Here is a 16,760-nt window from a genome sequence, read left to right as displayed (position 1 = left end):
TGCACCACCGGCACCCTCTCGCAAGCAAAGGGAGAACCGCATGCGCCTGCAAGACCTCGATATCATCGTCACAGCGCCCCCGGCACCGGGTTGGGGCGGGCGCTATTGGATCCTGGTGAAGGTGACCACCGATACCGGCATTACCGGCTGGGGCGAATGTTACGCCTCCTCGGTCGGGCCGGACGCCATGACGCATGTGATCCGCGATGTATTCGACCGGCACATGGCGGGCGAGAACCCCGAGAATATCGAGCTGATGTTCCGTCGCGCCTATTCCAGCGGTTTTACCCAACGTCCCGACCTGACCGTGATGGGGGCTTTTTCAGGGCTTGAAATCGCCTGTTGGGATATCCTGGGCAAGGACCGGAACCGGCCTGTGCACGCCCTCATCGGCGGGCGGATGAACCAGCGCATCCGGGCCTATACCTATCTCTATCCGCTTCCCCATCACGACATTGCCGGGTTCTGGACCTCTCCCGATCAGGCCGCTGAATGCGCCGCCGAGATGGTCCGGCGGGGTTACACCGCGGTCAAGTTCGACCCGGCGGGCCCCTACACCATCCGGGGCGGGCACATGCCCGCGATGTCCGACATTTCCCTGTCGGTCGCCTTCTGCAAGGCGATCCGCGAGGCGGTGGGCGACAAGGCGGACCTGCTGTTTGGCACCCACGGCCAGTTCAACACCGCTGGCGCCATCCGCCTCGGCCAGGCGCTGGAGCCCTACGCGCCGCTCTGGTTCGAAGAGCCGACGCCCCCCGACAATCTCGAGGATATGGCGCGCGTCGCCCGCAATGTGCGCATTCCCGTGGCCACCGGCGAACGGATGACCACCAAGACCGAGTTCGGCGCCGTCCTGCGTGCGGGCGCGGCCGAGATCCTGCAACCGGCGCTGGGGCGCGCGGGCGGCATCTGGGAGATGAAAAAGGTCGCCGCAATTGCCGAGCTGTTCAACGCGCAGATGGCGCCGCATCTCTATGCCGGGCCGATCGAATGGGCCGCCAACATACAGCTGGCCGCCGCGATCCCAAATATCCTGCTGCTGGAATCCATCGAGACCCCGTTCCACGATGCATTGATCAAGGGCAGCATCCGGGTCGATAACGGATTCGTGATCCCTCCCGACGCCCCCGGCCTTGGGATCGAGGTCGACGAGGAACTTGCGCGCGCGCACCCGTTTACCGGCAACGACCTGCATCTGAACATGCAGGAGGCCCCTTGCGACTATGCCAGCGGCAATGCATTTCAGGGCGGCGCACCCACGATCTAGAGGGGGGTGACATTCGCCCCATCCTTGAGGCATATTGACGCTATTTATGACGACAGGATCCAATCGTGACCGTGCAAGACGCCCCCTCTTTGCCGCCGGAAACACCCGATGACATGGCCAGCAATGCCGCCCGTGCGGCAGGATATCTCAAGACGCTGGCGCATGAGGGGCGCCTGATGATCCTGTGCCATCTGGGTGCGGGCGAGAAATCGGTGGGCCAATTGGAAAACCTGCTCGATATCCGGCAAGCCGCGGTCAGCCAGATGCTCGCCCGGCTGCGCGAAGAGGGGCTGGTCAGCACCCGGCGCGAGGGCAAGACGGTGTTCTATTCCCTGTCCGACAGCAATACGGAACAGGTGATCGGCCTGCTCTATTCGCTGTTCTGCAGCAACGACTAGGCGCGGCCAAGGCCTCTATAATTCGGACTTGCGATAGGCGCGCGGGGTCAGGCCCGTCCAGCTGCGAAAGGCGCGGATAAAGGCGCTCGCCTCGGAGAACCCGGTCTGGGCAGCGATGGATTCGACGCTGTCCCCGGTTGTGGCCAGCAGGCGTACCGCCATGTCTCGGCGCACCTGCTTGCGGATGTTGGAATAATCGACGCCGTCCCCCTTGAGCCGCCGCCGCAGGGTATGCGGCGCCAGGTTCAGATCGCGCGCGACCTGCGCCATGTCGGGCAGCCTGCCCTGTTCGGACAGGCAGGCCTCGACCGCCACCGCCACCTCGAGTGGCAGACCGGTGGTTGCGTCCTGGGGCAGAAACGCGTCAAGCGGCGTGCGCCGTGCATAGGCCGTCGCCTGATCCTCGCTGCGCAGGACGGGCAGCCGCGTCAGCGCCAGCGGGATCGCCAGACCCGAACTGCACTGCCCGAACTGCATCGGCGCGCGCTGGAACATGGCGCGATACGCCGCCACATGTCCCGGCGCGACATAGTCGAACCAGGCGCCGTTCAGAGCGCCCCGGTTGCCGACCAGCCAGGCCAGCATCCGGCTGACCAGCACTAGAACCATCTCGACCGCCGCATTGTTAAGCACCTCGCGCCCAGGAATGCGCGTCATCTCGAAGATCAGGTTGGCGCCACTCTCGCGCAGCGAATAGCGAAAGGAATTGTCCATCAGGTCCATGAAACCGGCCGCCCGGGCGTAAGCCGCCCCCAATGTCTCGGCATGGCTGACATGGGCGGCCATGATCGCATGGGTCCCGATCCGCTGCGGGCGGTCCTGCAATCCGGCTAGTTCGTCATCCAGTGTCAGCGTCACCGCGCGCACCAGGCGCACGAAATCGGGTGCCTCCAGCGGGCCGACAACACCCGGCAGGCTCGCCCGCGCCAGAATAGCCGCCGGATCGGCACCGCGCGCCACCGCGCCTTCGAGGATGTTGGCGACAATCGTCGCCGGGATCGTGACCGCCATACCTGTCACTTAATGTCTATTTTTCTGCACGGCCAGATCATTGTTTTCGCACCGGCCCCACCCCTAGGCTGTTGCCAAACCTTCAGGAGGAACGGTCATGGCAACACCCGCCTATATCTACGACGCGCTGCGCACGCCCCGCTCGCGCGGCAAGGCCAGCGGCGCGCTTTACGAAGTGAAGCCGATCCAGCTGGCCGCCGGCCTGCTGCGCGAGATGCAGGCGCGCCACGACATGGACACGTCGCGCGTAGGCGACGTGATCCTGGGCTGCACTGCGCCGGTGGGCGATCAGGGCGCCTGTGTCGCCAAGGCAGCCGTGCAGGCGGCCCATTGGGACGAGGCGGTGCCGGGTGTCCAGCTTGACCGCTTCTGCGCCTCGGGGCTTGAGGCGGTTAACATGGCCGCCGCCAAGGTGGGTTCCGATCAAGAGGAGCTGGTGGTCGCGGGCGGTATCGAATCGATGAGCCGCATCCCCATGCTCAGCCAGGGTGGCGCGATGTTCACCGACCCCGATTTCGTGATCGACCAGAACTCGGCCCCGCAGGGCATCGGCGCCGACCTGATCGCCACCATCGACGGTTACAGCCGCGAGGATGTGGACGCATTCGCGATGGAAAGCCAACGCCGCGCCGCGCATGCCCGCGACAGCGGCTGGTTCGACCGCTCGGTGGTGCCGGTGCGCGATGAAAACGGCCTGACCATCCTCGAGCGGGACGATTTCATCAAACCCGACACCGACATGCAGAAACTGGGCGCGCTGAACCCCTCGTTCGCGGGTATGGGCGCCTTTGGCTATGATGACATGGCGCTGGCCAAGTATCCCCAGGTGGCCCGCATCAACCATGTGCATACGCCCGGCAATAGCTCGGGCATTGTCGACGGGTCATCCGCCGTGCTGATCGGCTCGGAGAAGGCGGGGCGCGATCTGGGGCTGGAACCGCGCGCGCGCATCGTCTCGGCCACCGTCATCGCCACCGATCCGGTGATCATGCTGGCGGGCCCCGGCCCGGCGGCCAAGAAATGCCTCGACAAGGCGGGGCTGAAGGTCTCGGACATCGACATCTGGGAAATCAACGAGGCCTTCGCCTCGGTCGCGCTGCGCTACATGAAGGATCTGGATATCGACCACGAGATCACCAATGTGAACGGCGGCGCCATCGCCATGGGCCACCCGCTGGGTGCCACCGGGGGCATGCTGGTTTCAACCGTGCTCGACGAGCTGGAGCGCCGGGGCGCCAAACGGGCGATGATCTCGCTCTGTGTCGGTGGCGGCATGGGCATCTCGACCCTGATCGAACGTCTGTAAGGGAGCGGCAGAATGGGTGATTTTCACTACGCAAAGGATGCCGATGGCATCGTCACCGTGACCATGAACATGGACGGGCCGGTCAACGCGATGAATGCCGAGTTCTGGCCGCTGTTTGCCGCGACCATGGACCGGATCGAGGCGGAGCCGGAGCTGAAAGGCGTGATCTGGACCTCGGCCAAGGACACGTTCTTTGCCGGGGGCGACCTGAAGATGCTGAAAAGCATCGAGCCCGACGGGGTCGAGGCGCTTTTCCGATCCGTCGAGGCGACCAAGGCCGTGATGCGGCGGATGGAGAAGCAGCCTGTGCCCCATGTCGCCGCGATCAATGGCGCCGCACTTGGGGGCGGGTTCGAGATCTGTCTGGCCTGCAACCACCGCATCGCCGCCGACAATCCAAAAACCAAGATCGGCCTGCCAGAGGTCACGCTGGGCCTGCTGCCCGGCGGTGGCGGCACTGTGCGGTTGACCTGGCTTCTGGGTCTGGAAGGCGCGATGCCCTTCCTGCTCGAAGGGCGACAGGTGTCCCCAGACAAGGCGCTCAAGGCCGGGCTGATCCATCAGGTGGTGCCCGCAGATCAACTCCTGACCCGTGCCAAGGAATACATCCTGTCGGTGCAGGGGGATGCGGCGGCGGTGACTCAGCCCTGGGATACCAAGGGTTACAAGATCCCCGGCGGGCCATCGACCGCGCCCCATAACATGACCCGTATCGCGGGCGCCGCCGCAATGCTGTTCAAGAAGACACGCGGGCTGATGCCTGCGCCCACGCGTATCCTCGACATCATGACCGAGGCAGCGGGCAAGGTCGATTTCGACACCGCCACGCGCTATGAAAGCCGCCGTTTCGTCTCACTGACCCCGCTGGCGAGCACCAAGAACATGATCGAAACGCTGTTTTTCGGCATGAACAAGGTCAATGGCGGCGCCAGCCGGCCCAAGGGCGTGCCGACCTCCAAGGTGCAGCGCCTGGGCATTCTGGGCGCGGGCATGATGGGTCAGGGCATCGCCTTTTCAGCGGCCACGGCAGGGCTGCCCGTGGTGCTCAAGGACCAGACGCTAGAGGCGGCCGAGCGTGGCAAGGCCTATACCGCCACCCTGCTCGACAAGCGGGTCAAACAGGGCCGGATGAGCGCCGAGGAGCGCGAGGCGGTGCTGGCCTTGATCACGCCGACCGACAAGGCCGACGACCTGAAAGGCTGCGACCTGATCATCGAGGCGGTGTTCGAAAAGATCGACATCAAGGATGCGGTTCTGGCCGAGCATGAGGCGCTGCTCGCTGAAAACGGCATCTGGGGGTCCAATACCTCGACCCTGCCGATCACGCGGCTGGCCACGGGCGCCACACGGCCCGAGAACTTCGTCGGTCTGCATTTCTTCTCACCCGTCGACAAGATGCCGCTGTTGGAGATCATCGCGGGCGAGAAGACCTCGGACGAGACGCTGGCGCGCGCCTTCGACTTTGCCCGCCAGATCCGCAAGACCCCGATCATCGTGGGTGACAGCACGGGGTTCTATACCTCGCGCACCATCGGCACCAAGATCATCGAGGCGGTGGAACTGGTGGCCGAAGGCCACGACCCGCTGCGCGTCGACAACCTGTCGCGCCTCACCGGCATGCCCACCGGCATGCTGTCGCTGCTTGACGAGGTGCAGATCAAGCTGGTGACCGATATCTACAACACCCAGGTGGAAATGGGCCTCTTGGACCCTGACAAGGAACAGAACCCGGCCGCCCGCGCCATGCTGGCCGAGATGATCAGCCAGCACGGCCGCCATGGCCGCGCCACCGGCAAGGGGTTCTATGACTATGACGGACAGGGCAAGACGATCTGGCCGGGACTGGCCGCCTGGCGCAAGGAGGGGGCCGACATTCCAGACGCGGATATCAAGGACCGCATCCTGTTCCGCGCCGTGCTGGAAAGCCTGCGCTGTCTGGAGGAAGGCGTGCTGCGCACGGTCGAGGATGGCAATATCGGCTCGATCCTTGGGATCGGCGCGCCGGTTCATACCGGCGGCTATCTGCAATATGTGAACACCTACGGCCCGGCGCGGTTCCTGGCCCGGTGCGAGGAGCTGGCGGGCAAATACGGAGACCGGTTCGCCCCACCCGAGATCCTCAGAACACATGTCGCCGAGGGCCGCGCCCTGGCCTGACCCTTTGGGGCGCGGCTTGCCCGCGCCCTAACCTTTCAGCGCATTGTCCAGCAGGATGCGCGCCGTGTCCTTGGCATCGCAGGCCGGTTTGCTGTTGCCCATCAGCGAGGAGATGACGATCGCGCCCTCCTTCAGCAGCAGGATCTGGCATCCCAGCGCCTCGGGGTCGCGGGCACCGGCCTGCCGGGCCAGATCGGTGAAATAGTCCAGCACGACCTGCTTGTGATGTGCGGCCTCCATCCGGATCGGGTCGTCCTTGCAATTGTATTCCGCACCCGCGTTGATGAACATGCAGCCGCGATAGCTGTCTTCCTCGAACCACTCTCCCAGCGCATCGAAAGCGGCCAGGAACTTGTCGGCGGGCGTATCGGCCAGTTCATCCACCCGGGCCTCGAACCAGGCCCGGAAATTCTCGTCCCTGAGCTTTAGCACCGCGACGATCAGCTCCTCCTTGGTGCGGAAGTGTTTATAGATCGAGGTCTTCGATACCCCGGTCTCGGCCACCAGCTTGTCCATGCCTGTGGCATGAAACCCGTCCCGGTAGAACACCGTCAGGGCCTTTCGCACCAGCTCGTCTTTCTTGTTGGGCCGCATGATTCGTCCTTGGGTTACTGATCGGTACATAAACACGCGGGCAGCGAAGTGCAAATCACCACCGGTAACCATTTGTCGCGAAATGACGTTCTTCTGCAACGCGAGTGGCCTTGAAAAAAATTTGAACAAGAGGGTTGCAAAAGTTTACCGATCAGTACACCTTGAGAGCAAGTTAACAGATCGGTACACCAAAGGATCAGTCCCATGCGACGCCGCTATGCCCTTTTCCCGACAAGACATGTTCCCCTGCTTCTGACGCTGGCAATTCTGGCCGCCTCCATCGCCTGACACGGGATACCTGCGAATGACACGCCCCCCACTGCCCCCCTTCACCGCTGAAACCGCTGCCGAAAAGGTGCGCCTGGCCGAAAACGGCTGGAACAACCGCAGCGCCGATGTGGTGACGCCCGCCTATTCCGACGACAGCCGCTGGCGTAACCGGGCCGAGTTCGTCACCGGTCATGACGACATCCACGCCTTTCTGACCCGCAAATGGGACAAGGAGCTGGACTATCGCCTGATCAAGGAGCTGTGGGCCTGGTCCGGCAACCGCATCGCGGTGCGCTATGCCTATGAGTGGCACGATGACAGCGGCAACTGGTTCCGCTCCTACGGGAACGAGAACTGGGAATTCGACGAGGATGGCCGCATGTCGGCCCGCCACACCTCGCTGAACGACCTGCCCATCACCGAGGACGAGCGCCTGTTTCACTGGCCCCTCGGGCCGCGCCCTGACGGCCACCCCGGCCTGACCGACCTTGGCCTGTGAACGGAGATCACACCATGCCACGCGCCTTTTCCCAGCTGACCTTCACCCCCGCCGTTCGTGCCCATCAGGAGCGGCTCGGTTCGGCCCGCAGCTATGCCAAGTTCATCGAGGGCGGCCCGCAGCAGGGGCATGAGATCGGGCCTGCCGAACAGGCATTCATCGAGGCGCGGGACGGCTTCTATCAGGCCACCGTTTCGGAAATCGGCTGGCCATATGTGCAGTATCGCGGCGGGCCTGCCGGGTTCCTGCGGGTGCTGGGGCCGCGCACGATCGGCTATGCCGACCTGTCGGGCAACCGGCAATACATCTCGCGCGGCAATCTGGACGGCAACAGCCGGGTGGCGCTGATCCTGATGGATTACGCCAACCAGCGACGGCTGAAGATCCTCGGCCGGATGAAGTTCACCGAAGGGCCCGAGGCCGCTGCCAGCCTGCTGCCCGACGGGCAGACCCACCCGGCCGAACGCGCCGCCATCATCTCGGTCGAGGGGCTGGACTGGAACTGTCCCCAGCACATCACCCCCCGGTACACCGAGGCCGAACTGGCCCCGCATCTGAACGCGCTTGGCGCCGAGCTGGCGCAGCTCAGGGCGGAAAACGAACGGCTGAAACAACAGTTGTCCGAGCAGGATTAGGCCGGACAGACCGGCCCCACCTCTTCAAGTCCCAAGACCAAACCCCAACTCATTATCAGAGGGAGCTTTCGACATGCTTCGCACATTGCTCAATACCGCCGCCACCATCACCGCCGGATCGTTGTTCTCAGCCGGGGTCATGACGCTGGGCTTCTACATCCTGCCCTCCAGCCTGCTTGCCGGCGAACCCGCGCTGACCCGGTTCGCGACAGAGACCCATGCGCGCTTCGCGATCGCCGCCGACGGGGAAGAGCGCTTCGCGCAGGTCAATTGACCCGGACGGTTCCCTCCATGAAAGGGGCCGCACTCAGAGGAGGAATTGAGATGACACCGAATGTGGACCGGATCGCCGCCTTTTCCGACGGCACCCTGGGTGGAAACCCTGCCGGCGTGGTGATCGCCGATCAGATGCCCGCCGAGGATGAGATGCAGCGCATCGCGGCCGAGGTCGGATATTCCGAAACCGCCTTTGCCGCGCCGCAGGGTGACGGCTGGCGGGTGCGCTATTTTGCACCGGTGGGCGAGGTCGCCTTTTGCGGTCATGCCACCATCGCATTGGGCGCGACGCTCGCGGGTCGGTTCGGCGATGGCACCTATGCCCTGCACCTCAACGATGCCGGTATCTCGGTCGAGGGGCTGCGCCATGGTGACCAGGTTCAGGCGGCTCTGATCTCGCCCCCCACCCGCAGCAGCGCGGTGGATGCCGAGGTGCTGGAGGCCGCAATGGCACTCTTCGGCCTGGATGACACCGATCTGGACCCGACCCTGCCGCCCGCCGTCGCCAATGCGGGCAACGACCATCTAGTGTTGACATTGCGCAACAGGTCCCGGCTGGCAACGATGGATTACGATCTGAACCGGGGCGCCGCCTATATGCGGCTGAACGGCTTCACCACCATCAATCTGCTCTGGGTCGAGACCCCGCAGCGGTTTCACAGCCGTAACGCCTTTGCCATCGGCGGTGTGCTGGAGGATCCGGCAACCGGTGCCGCCGCCGCCGCGCTGGCGGGCTATCTGCGCGATCTCGGCTGGCCCCATGGCGGCAATATCGACATCGTGCAGGGCGAGGATATGGGCGCCCGCTCGCTGCTCAGGGTCGAGATCGGCACCACCCCCGGCGACGGCGTCCGCGTCTCGGGCAGCGCCCGCCAGATCGGCTAGACACGCACACGCATCAGACCAGAGCAGATCGCGTCACCGCCCAAGCACGCGATCCGCTCCAGGCGGCCCTCCCGAACCGCCTGCCCAGCCCCCGTCCGCCTCAACCCATCCAGCGGCGGACGGGGGCGTTGCTTTCCTCCAGCGGCTGCGTGATCACATCGACCAGCGTCGGCCCGTCATGGGCAATCGCCTCGGCCAGCACCCGCTCCAGCTCGGCGGGGTCCTCGACCCGCCAGGATTTCACCCCATAGGCCGCCGCAATCGCCGCGTTGTCGGTGCGGTTGAAATCGACGTTGTAATAGCGCGCGTCCTTGTCGGCGAACTGGCTGGCCTTGATCCAGCCGAATGTCGCGTTGGAAAACACCACATAGGTGATCGGCGCCCGCGACCGGCAAACCGTCTCCAGCTCGCCCACCGTGAACCCCAACGACCCGTCACCCATCAGCGCCACGGTCTTGGACGCGGGCCGCCCGTACCAGGCGCCCAACGCCGCTGACAGCGAGTATCCCAGCGCCCCATGCGCGCGGTTGGTGATGAAATGCCGCCCCGGACGCGGCAACTGGTAATAGGCCGAGAAATAGGGGCAGCTGGTGCCGGGATCGGACACCACGGTCGCATCCTCGGGCAGCGTGTTCATCAGCGCGCGGATCACCCGCTCTGGCCGGATCGGTGCCTGATCGGAACGCGCCAGCACCTCGAACGCCTCGAACTTGCGCGTCTTCTTCTCGGCAACCGCCGCCGCGCCGCCAAAAGTATCGGCCCCTTGCGCGCGGGCGTCCAGCGCTGCGTTCACCTCGGCCAGGGCCAGCCGCAGATCGCCCACCACCGCGACCTCGGTCCGGTAATTGGCGTTCATCACCATCGGGTCATTGTCGAAATGCACGATCCGGGTGCCCGGTTTCGGCGCCTCCCACCGCGCGGTGGTGGTCGACCCGGCCCGGCAGCCCATGAACACCACCAGATCGGCAGCCTCCATCATCTCCCATGTCTCGTCGGTGCCCCCGTTCGAGCCGACGACGCCCAGACAGTTGGGATGGGTCTCGGCCAGAGACCCCTGCCCCGAGATCGAGGTGGCCACCGGAATGTCGAGCCGGGTTGCCAGCCGGTCCAGCTCCTCCCAGGCCTGCGCGATCACAACGCCACCACCGCAAACGATAAGCGGGTTTTTCGCCGACAGGATCGCCTCCACCGCCGCCTGTGCCGCGCCGGGCGCGGGGGACTGCGGGTAGGCGGGATAGCTGGCGGTCACCGGATCGGCCCAGATATCGGCAGCATCCACCGGGTCATATTGCACGTCATAGGGCAGCCCGATATGCGCCGCGCCCGAACGCCCCGTGGTCATCGCCCGGAACGCCGCCCGCACCATGCGCGGGATGTGATCGGCCCGGCTGATCACCGTATTCCACTTGGTCAGGGGCGCCATCAGCGCCTTTTGATCGACCTCGGTCAGGGGATACTTGCCGTAAGAGGCGACCGAGATATCGGTGGTGATCCCCAACACCGCATAAGAGCTTTCCGAGGCCTCGATCAGCCCCGGCAGAATATAGGTGGCTCCACCGCCCGACGGCCCCTCGGCCACGCCAACACGGCCTGTCACGCGGGAATACCCATCGGCCATATAGGTGGCGCAGCGCTCGTCGCGGGTCAGCACATGGGTGATCTGATGGTCGAGCCGCAGCATCGCGTCATAAAACGGCAAGGTGGTATCGCCACACAGGCCAAAGATATGCCGCACCCCCTGCGCCTCGAGCATGCGCACCATCGCCTCGGCGCCATTCATCCGGTTGTCCATGCGACTCGCCCTCACAACATTTGCGTTCAGAATTGTATACAGCTCTGCATCACATCTTGCGCACAAGTCAACCCCGCGATATCCTGCCCCTAGATCGAGGCGCTAGATGACCAAATCGGAAAGCAATGTTGACCGGCTCTACCAGGCGCTCCGCCGCATGGCGGCGGATTTCGCCTTCAAGCCCGACGCCCGCATCAACGAAAGCGCGCTTGCAACCCAGCTCGACGCCTCGCGCACCCCGATCCGCGAGGCGCTGAACCGGCTGGTGGCCGAGGGTTTCCTGACCTTCCGCTCGGGGCGCGGCTTCTTCTGCCGCTCGCTCTCGCCGGAACTGGTGATGGATCTCTACGAGGCACGGGTGGCGGTCGAGGTCGAGGCGGCGCGCCTCGCCGCCCTGCGCGGCGACGAGCGCGAGATCGCCATCCTGATGCAGGACCTCGAGGATATCGCGCCCGACTATACTGCGCGCGCCGATACCGAGGCGCTGCTCAGCATGGATGAATGGTTTCACACAAGGCTCTGCGCGCTGTCGGGCAATGGCGAGCTGGCGCGGATGCTCGACAATCTCAATGACCGCATCCGCTATCTGCGCCTAATCGACCTGCGCCGCCTGCAGGCGCTGGGGCCGCAGGGCCAGACCATGGTTTCGGCGCATCAACGCATCCTCGACGCGGTGGCCCGCCACGACGCAGACGGCGCCATGGCCGAAATGCGTGCCCATATCGAACGCCGCCGCGAAGGGGCGACCCAGGCGGTGCGCGATGCCTATGCCCAACTTTATGTCCCCGAACTCTGAGGCGAACATGTCCCTGATCCCTGGCGGCAAGACGGTCTATGGTGCCACGGTCGGCATCCTGATGCTGGAAACCCGCTTTCCCCGCATTCCCGGCGATATGGGCAATGCGCTGACCTGGCCCTTTCCGGTGCAGTACCGGGTGGTGCGCGGTGCCTCGCCTGACCGGGTCGTGCGCGGCGACCCCCGCGCGCTGCTCGACACCTTTGTCGAGGCGGGGCGCGACCTGGTGGCCACCGGCGCGGACGGGATCACCACCAATTGCGGCTTTCTCGCGCTGGTTCAGGAGGAGTTGCGCGCCGCCCTCGGCGTACCGGTGGCGACCTCATCGCTGATGCAGGTCCCGATGGTGCAGGCCCTGCTGCCACCGGGCAAGAAGGTCGTGATCCTGACCATCTCCAAGGCGACACTGACACCGGCGCATCTGGCCGCGGCGGGGGTGCCGCTCGACACCCCTGTTTACGGTACCGACGCGGGCCGCGTCTTTACCCGCGACATCCTGGGCGACGCGCCGCAGATCGACTTCGACGCCTGCCGTCTGGACATGCTGGATGCGGCCGACGAGATCGTGGCGCAGGAACCCGACGCGGGCGCCATCGTTCTGGAATGCACCAATATGGTGCCCTATGCCGCCGACCTGCGCAGGCGCACGGGCCTGCCAGTCTATTCCATCTATTCGATGGTCTCGTGGTTCCAGGCCGGCCTGATGCCGCGCCGGTTCGAGCAGCCCCTTGACGACCCGCGCAGCTAACAGGTGGAGGGGACGCTGCCCCCGTCACCTGCAGTGACCCCCCCGGATATTTTCAGCAAGAGGAAAGCGCAGGCACGATTCAGCTTCTTTCTGGTTCGAAATACTCCGGAGCGCGAGGCAGAGCCTCGCAAGAAATCCGCCGCGCAGCGGCGCCCGGCCCAACGCCCGCAGGCGCCCCGCAAGGGGCACCGAGGGGGGCGGGAGCCTACCCGCCGCGCAGGCGCTGCATCAGATAGACCTCGGCCCCCTCGGGGATCGGTTCGGTCAGGCCCGAGGCGATCACCCGCCCGTCGATGGCAACCGAGACACCCGCGTCGATGGGCGCCTGCAATTCGGGATGTGCGCGCACCAGGGCGCGCAGCATCTCGCCGGTATCGCGGGCCTCGACCGAGACCACCTCGCAGCCCCCGGCCAGCGACCGGAGGCCGGACCAGAGATGGACCTCAACCATCCGCCTTGAGCGCCGCCAGGATACGCGGCGGCGACATCGGCAATTGCCGCATCCGCGCGCCGGCGGCGGCCGAGACCGCGTTGGCGATGGCCGCCAGCGGCGGGCAGATCGACGTTTCACCCACCCCGCGCACCCCGAACGGGTGGCCGGGATTGGGCACCTCGACGATCACCGTGTCGATCATCGGCAGGTCGCTGGCCACCGGGATGCGGTAATCGAGGAAGACGCTGTTCTGCAGCCGCCCGTCGGCGCCATAGATGTATTCCTCGTTCAGCGCCCAGCCGATGCCTTGCGCCGCGCCGCCCTGGAACTGCCCTTCGACATAGGTCGGATGGATCGCCTTGCCGGCGTCCTGCACCACCGTATAGCGCACGACCTTGGTCTTGCCCGTCTCGGGGTCCACCTCGGCATCCACGATATGGGTGGCAAAGCTGACGCCCGCGCCTTCGGGTGTCGCCTCGAAATGGCCCGAGATCGGCCCGCCCGTGCGCCCCATATCGGCGGTGATATCGGCCAGCGGCAGCGGGTCGAATTCGCCCGCATTCGGGCCCGAAGGCACCGCGCAGCCGTTTTCCCATTTCACCGCATCCACCGGGATGCCCCATTTCTTGGCCGCCCGCTCGCACAGTTTCTCGACCGCGTGGCGCGCCGCCTTGATGGTGGCCAGCCCGCTGGCATAGGTCACCCGGCTGCCGTGGCTCACGTCGTTGTAACCCAGCGTGGCGGTGTCGGCGATGGTCACCCGGATGTTCTCGTACGGGATGCCCAGCACCTCGGCCGCCATCAGCGCCATCGAGGCGCGGCTGCCGCCGATATCGGGCGTGCCCACCATGACCTGGGCCGAGCCATCCTCGCTCAGCGCCAGCGAGACCGAGGTTTCGCCACCATGGTTGAACCAGAACCCGCAGGAAATTCCCCGCCCCTGCCCCGGTTTCAGCGGCGCGGTGTAATGGGGATGGGCCTTGGCCGCTTCCAGCGTTTCGACCAGGCCGACCCGCTGGAACCTGGGCCCATAGCTCGCCTTGGTCCCCTCGCGCGAGGCATTCTTGAGCCGCACCTCGATCGGGTCGAGCCCCAGCTGATTGCACAGCTCGTCGATCACCGATTCCACCGCAAAGGCCGCCATGGGCGATCCGGGCGCGCGATAGGCGGCCTGTTTGGGCCGGTTGGTCATCACGTCATAGCCCACCTGGCGCACATGCGGCAGGTTATAGGGGGCAAAGGCGCACATGGCGGTGAAATCCGCCGGGCCGCCGGGAAAGGCGCCGCCCTGCAGGCGGAACGTGCCCTGGGCGGCGGTCAGCGTGCCGTCCTTCTTCATGCCGATCCTGATATCCATCGAGGCCGAGGCGGTCGGCCCGGTGGCGCGGAACACCTCGGACCGGCTCATCACCAGTTTTACCGGTTTGTTGGCCTTGCGCGACAGCGCCAGCGCCACCGGCTCGATGAACACGGTGGTCTTGCCGCCAAAGCCGCCACCGATCTCCGAGGCGGTCACCCGCAGGTTGGCGGTTTCGATCCCCAGAAGCGCGGCACAGGTTTTCTGCACGATCCAGTGTCCCTGGGTGCAACACCACAGCTCTCCCTTGCCGTCCGCACCCAGCGTGGCCAGGCAGGCATGCGGTTCGATATAACCCTGGTGGGTCGCCTCGGTGGTGAAATGATCCTCGATCACCAGGTCGGCTTCGGCAAAGCCCGCCTCGACATCGCCATGGCCGCTTTCGTGTTTGCGCACCACGTTGGGATGCATCCCCTCGGGCACGGAATAGTCCGCGGCCCCCTGACGGATCACCGGCGCATCCATCAGCATCGCCTTGTCCACATCGGTCACATGCGGCAGGACCTCGTAGTCCACCTCGATCAGCTTGAGCGCATCACGCGCCGCCAGCGCCGAGGTGGCGGCAACAGCGGCCACCGCATGCCCGTCATAAAGCGCCTTGTCGCCGGCCATGACGTTTTCAAGGATGTTCCAGAAATCACCCTCCAGCCCCGGCGCAAATTCCACCTTGTCCGAGAAATCGGCGCGGGTGACCACTGCCTTCACATCCTTCAGTGCCTCGGCCTTGGAGGTGTCAATGCGCAAGATGCGGGCATGGGCGTGCGGGCTGCGCAGGATGGCGCCATGCAGCATGCCGGGGGCATGGGCATCGGCACCGAACCGGGCGCGGCCGGTGACCTTGTCCAGCCCGTCGGGCCGGTTCGGGCGGGTGCCGACAAAGGTGAAACCGTCGGATTTGCGATCGTCGAGCGCCATTATACCGCCTCCCTCATGTCGCGGGCCGTGTCCATCACGGCGCGGATGATCTTGTCATAGCCGGTGCAGCGGCACAGGTTGCCGGCCAGCCAGAACCGCACCTCTTCTTCGGTCGGGTCCGGGTTCTGTTCCAGCAGCGCCTTGGCCGCCACCAGGATGCCGGGCGTGCAGATACCGCATTGCAGCGCGGCATAATCGATGAACTTCTGCTGCAGCGGGTGCAGCACATCGCCCTCGGCGATGCCCTCGACCGTGCCGATTTCCTTGCCTTCGGCCTCGACCCCCAGCACCAGGCAGGAACAGACCAGCCGCCCGTCGAGCGTCACCGAGCAGGCACCGCAATCGCCGGTGCCGCAGCCTTCCTTGGCGCCGGTCAGGCTCAGCTTGTCGCGCAGGCAGTCCAGCAGGGTTTCGCGCGGGTCGCAGAGATATTCGACCGCATCGCCGTTGACGGTGGTGGATACGTGGATCTTGCTCATCCGTGGTGCCCCCTGATGATTTCACCCTTGGCCCGGGCATAGGCGATGCGCGCGACACGCTTGGCCAGCACGCCGGCAACCTCGGTGCGGAACGCGATGGTGCCGCGCTTGTCGTCGATCGGCTTGCAGGCGGCCGAGGCGGCGGCGGCCAGACGGTCGAGCGCGGCATCATCCAGCGTGGAGCCGATGATCGCGGCAGCGGCGTCCTGGACCAGCAGAACGGTCGGCGCCACGGCGCCAAGCGACACGCGTGCTTCGGTGATGGTATCTCCGTCCAGACGCAGGTTCACCGCACAGCCCACCACCGCGATATCCATCTCGCTGCGCGGGATGAAGCGCAGATAGGCATCGCCCGCATTCGCGCCGCGTGCCGGAATGTGCAGCGCCGAAACCAGTTCACCCTTGGCCAGAGAGGTGCGGCCCGGTCCGGTCGGAATATCCTCGACCGCGACGACACGTTCGCCATCGGGCCCGGTCACGGTCGCGGTCATGGAGGCGGCAACCATGGCGGGCACGGAATCGGCGGCCGGCGAGCCGTTGCAGAGATTGCCGGTCAGCGTCGCACGACCCTGCACCTGGGTGGAGCCCACCAGGTTCATCGCCTCGACCACGCCGGGCCAGTCGGCGACCAGCCCCGCATGCTCGCCCAGCTCGGCGCCGGGGACAGCCACTCCCAGGGTCCAGCTGCCATCCCCGTTGCGGGTGATGTCATGGGTGCCGGGGATCTTCTTGATGTCGATCAGCGTGTCGGGGGTGACGATATCGGCGCGCAACTGCACCAGAACATCGGTCCCCCCGGCGAGAAACCGGGTGATGCCCTCGGCTTCGGCGGCCAGCCTTGCGGCTTGGGCAAAGCTGTCGGGGCTGTGATATTGCATGAACTTACCTCGTGGCTGTTGGTCCGGGCCATTGGGTCCGAGGGGGACGTTAGACCAGCCGCCC

17 protein-coding genes are annotated in these 16,760 nt (G+C 65.6%); 10 read left to right on the top strand and 7 right to left on the bottom strand.

The features are described from left to right. Nucleotides 1-40: 40 nt before the first annotated feature. Both SPO_RS21995 and SPO_RS21990 read left to right on the top strand, forming a co-directional pair. The gene (locus SPO_RS21995; RefSeq protein WP_011242205.1) at nt 41-1,267 is read left to right on the top strand and encodes a mandelate racemase/muconate lactonizing enzyme family protein; all 1,227 of its coding nucleotides are present in this window, start codon (nt 41-43) and stop codon (nt 1,265-1,267) included. Nucleotides 1,268-1,380: 113 nt separating this feature from the next. Continuing rightward, on the top strand, nt 1,381-1,665 hold the full coding sequence (locus tag SPO_RS21990; RefSeq protein ID WP_051420476.1) for an ArsR/SmtB family transcription factor: 285 nt from the start codon (nt 1,381-1,383) through the stop codon (nt 1,663-1,665). Between the two features lie 15 nt (nt 1,666-1,680). Here SPO_RS21990 and SPO_RS21985 read toward each other — a convergent pair whose 3' ends face one another. Further along, a complete protein-coding gene (locus SPO_RS21985) occupies nt 1,681-2,676 on the bottom strand; it encodes an AraC family transcriptional regulator (protein WP_011242203.1) in 996 nt (331 codons plus the stop codon). Nucleotides 2,677-2,773: 97 nt separating this feature from the next. On the opposite strand from SPO_RS21985, the gene SPO_RS21980 reads away from it, so the two are divergent. Both SPO_RS21980 and SPO_RS21975 read left to right on the top strand, forming a co-directional pair. Then, nucleotides 2,774-3,982: an acetyl-CoA C-acetyltransferase gene (locus tag SPO_RS21980; protein WP_011242202.1), complete on the top strand. Its 1,209-nt coding sequence runs from the start codon at nt 2,774-2,776 to the stop codon at nt 3,980-3,982. A 12-nt stretch (nt 3,983-3,994) separates the two neighbouring features. Beyond that, nucleotides 3,995-6,139: a 3-hydroxyacyl-CoA dehydrogenase NAD-binding domain-containing protein gene (locus tag SPO_RS21975; protein ID WP_011242201.1), complete on the top strand. Its 2,145-nt coding sequence runs from the start codon at nt 3,995-3,997 to the stop codon at nt 6,137-6,139. A gap of 27 nt (nt 6,140-6,166) precedes the next feature. Here the strand turns inward: SPO_RS21975 and SPO_RS21970 are convergent, their stop codons facing one another. Beyond that, entirely contained in the window at nt 6,167-6,733 is a 567-nt protein-coding gene (locus SPO_RS21970; RefSeq protein WP_011242200.1) for a TetR/AcrR family transcriptional regulator, read from the bottom strand. Between the two features lie 304 nt (nt 6,734-7,037). Between SPO_RS21970 and SPO_RS21965 the strand changes: the two genes are divergently transcribed. The 4 genes from SPO_RS21965 to SPO_RS21950 all read left to right on the top strand — a co-directional run bounded on the left by SPO_RS21965 (nt 7,038) and on the right by SPO_RS21950 (nt 9,298). Beyond that, nucleotides 7,038-7,502 (top strand): DUF1348 family protein, encoded by a 465-nt coding sequence (locus tag SPO_RS21965; RefSeq protein WP_011242199.1) that lies wholly within the window; start codon nt 7,038-7,040, stop codon nt 7,500-7,502. A 14-nt stretch (nt 7,503-7,516) separates the two neighbouring features. Further along, nucleotides 7,517-8,137, top strand: coding sequence for a pyridoxamine 5'-phosphate oxidase family protein (locus SPO_RS21960; RefSeq protein WP_011242198.1), 621 nt, complete (start codon nt 7,517-7,519; stop codon nt 8,135-8,137). A gap of 73 nt (nt 8,138-8,210) precedes the next feature. Beyond that, nucleotides 8,211-8,411, top strand: coding sequence for a hypothetical protein (locus SPO_RS21955; RefSeq protein WP_011242197.1), 201 nt, complete (start codon nt 8,211-8,213; stop codon nt 8,409-8,411). Between the two features lie 50 nt (nt 8,412-8,461). Further along, the gene (locus tag SPO_RS21950) at nt 8,462-9,298 is read left to right on the top strand and encodes a PhzF family phenazine biosynthesis protein (protein WP_011242196.1); all 837 of its coding nucleotides are present in this window, start codon (nt 8,462-8,464) and stop codon (nt 9,296-9,298) included. Nucleotides 9,299-9,398: 100 nt separating this feature from the next. Here SPO_RS21950 and SPO_RS21945 read toward each other — a convergent pair whose 3' ends face one another. Continuing rightward, on the bottom strand, nt 9,399-11,090 hold the full coding sequence (locus SPO_RS21945; protein ID WP_011242195.1) for a thiamine pyrophosphate-binding protein: 1,692 nt from the start codon (nt 11,088-11,090) through the stop codon (nt 9,399-9,401). A gap of 106 nt (nt 11,091-11,196) precedes the next feature. Here SPO_RS21945 and SPO_RS21940 point away from each other — a divergent pair, with 106 nt between their 5' ends. Further along, nucleotides 11,197-11,886, top strand: a complete 690-nt coding sequence (locus SPO_RS21940; protein WP_011242194.1) for a GntR family transcriptional regulator — start codon at nt 11,197-11,199, stop codon at nt 11,884-11,886. A 7-nt stretch (nt 11,887-11,893) separates the two neighbouring features. Next, entirely contained in the window at nt 11,894-12,634 is a 741-nt protein-coding gene (locus SPO_RS21935; RefSeq protein ID WP_011242193.1) for an aspartate/glutamate racemase family protein, read from the top strand. Nucleotides 12,635-12,839: 205 nt separating this feature from the next. On the opposite strand, the gene SPO_RS21930 is transcribed toward SPO_RS21935, so the two are convergent. The 4 genes from SPO_RS21930 to SPO_RS21915 are packed head-to-tail and all read right to left on the bottom strand — an operon-like array spanning nt 12,840 to nt 16,696. Then, the gene (locus tag SPO_RS21930) at nt 12,840-13,085 is read right to left on the bottom strand and encodes a MoaD/ThiS family protein (RefSeq protein WP_011242192.1); all 246 of its coding nucleotides are present in this window, start codon (nt 13,083-13,085) and stop codon (nt 12,840-12,842) included. After that, a complete protein-coding gene (locus SPO_RS21925) occupies nt 13,078-15,339 on the bottom strand; it encodes a xanthine dehydrogenase family protein molybdopterin-binding subunit (protein ID WP_011242191.1) in 2,262 nt (753 codons plus the stop codon). Before SPO_RS21925 ends, SPO_RS21930 begins: the two co-directional genes overlap by 8 nt. Continuing rightward, entirely contained in the window at nt 15,339-15,818 is a 480-nt protein-coding gene (locus SPO_RS21920) for a (2Fe-2S)-binding protein (protein ID WP_011242190.1), read from the bottom strand. The genes SPO_RS21925 and SPO_RS21920 overlap by 1 nt, the downstream gene beginning before the upstream one ends. Continuing rightward, nucleotides 15,815-16,696, bottom strand: a complete 882-nt coding sequence (locus SPO_RS21915) for an FAD binding domain-containing protein (RefSeq protein ID WP_011242189.1) — start codon at nt 16,694-16,696, stop codon at nt 15,815-15,817. Before SPO_RS21915 ends, SPO_RS21920 begins: the two co-directional genes overlap by 4 nt. Nucleotides 16,697-16,760 lie beyond the last annotated feature (64 nt).

This window comes from Ruegeria pomeroyi DSS-3 (assembly GCF_000011965.2).
GTDB classification, from domain to species: Bacteria; Pseudomonadota; Alphaproteobacteria; order Rhodobacterales; family Rhodobacteraceae; genus Ruegeria_B; species Ruegeria_B pomeroyi.
This window is presented reverse-complemented; position numbering and strand designations above follow the sequence as displayed.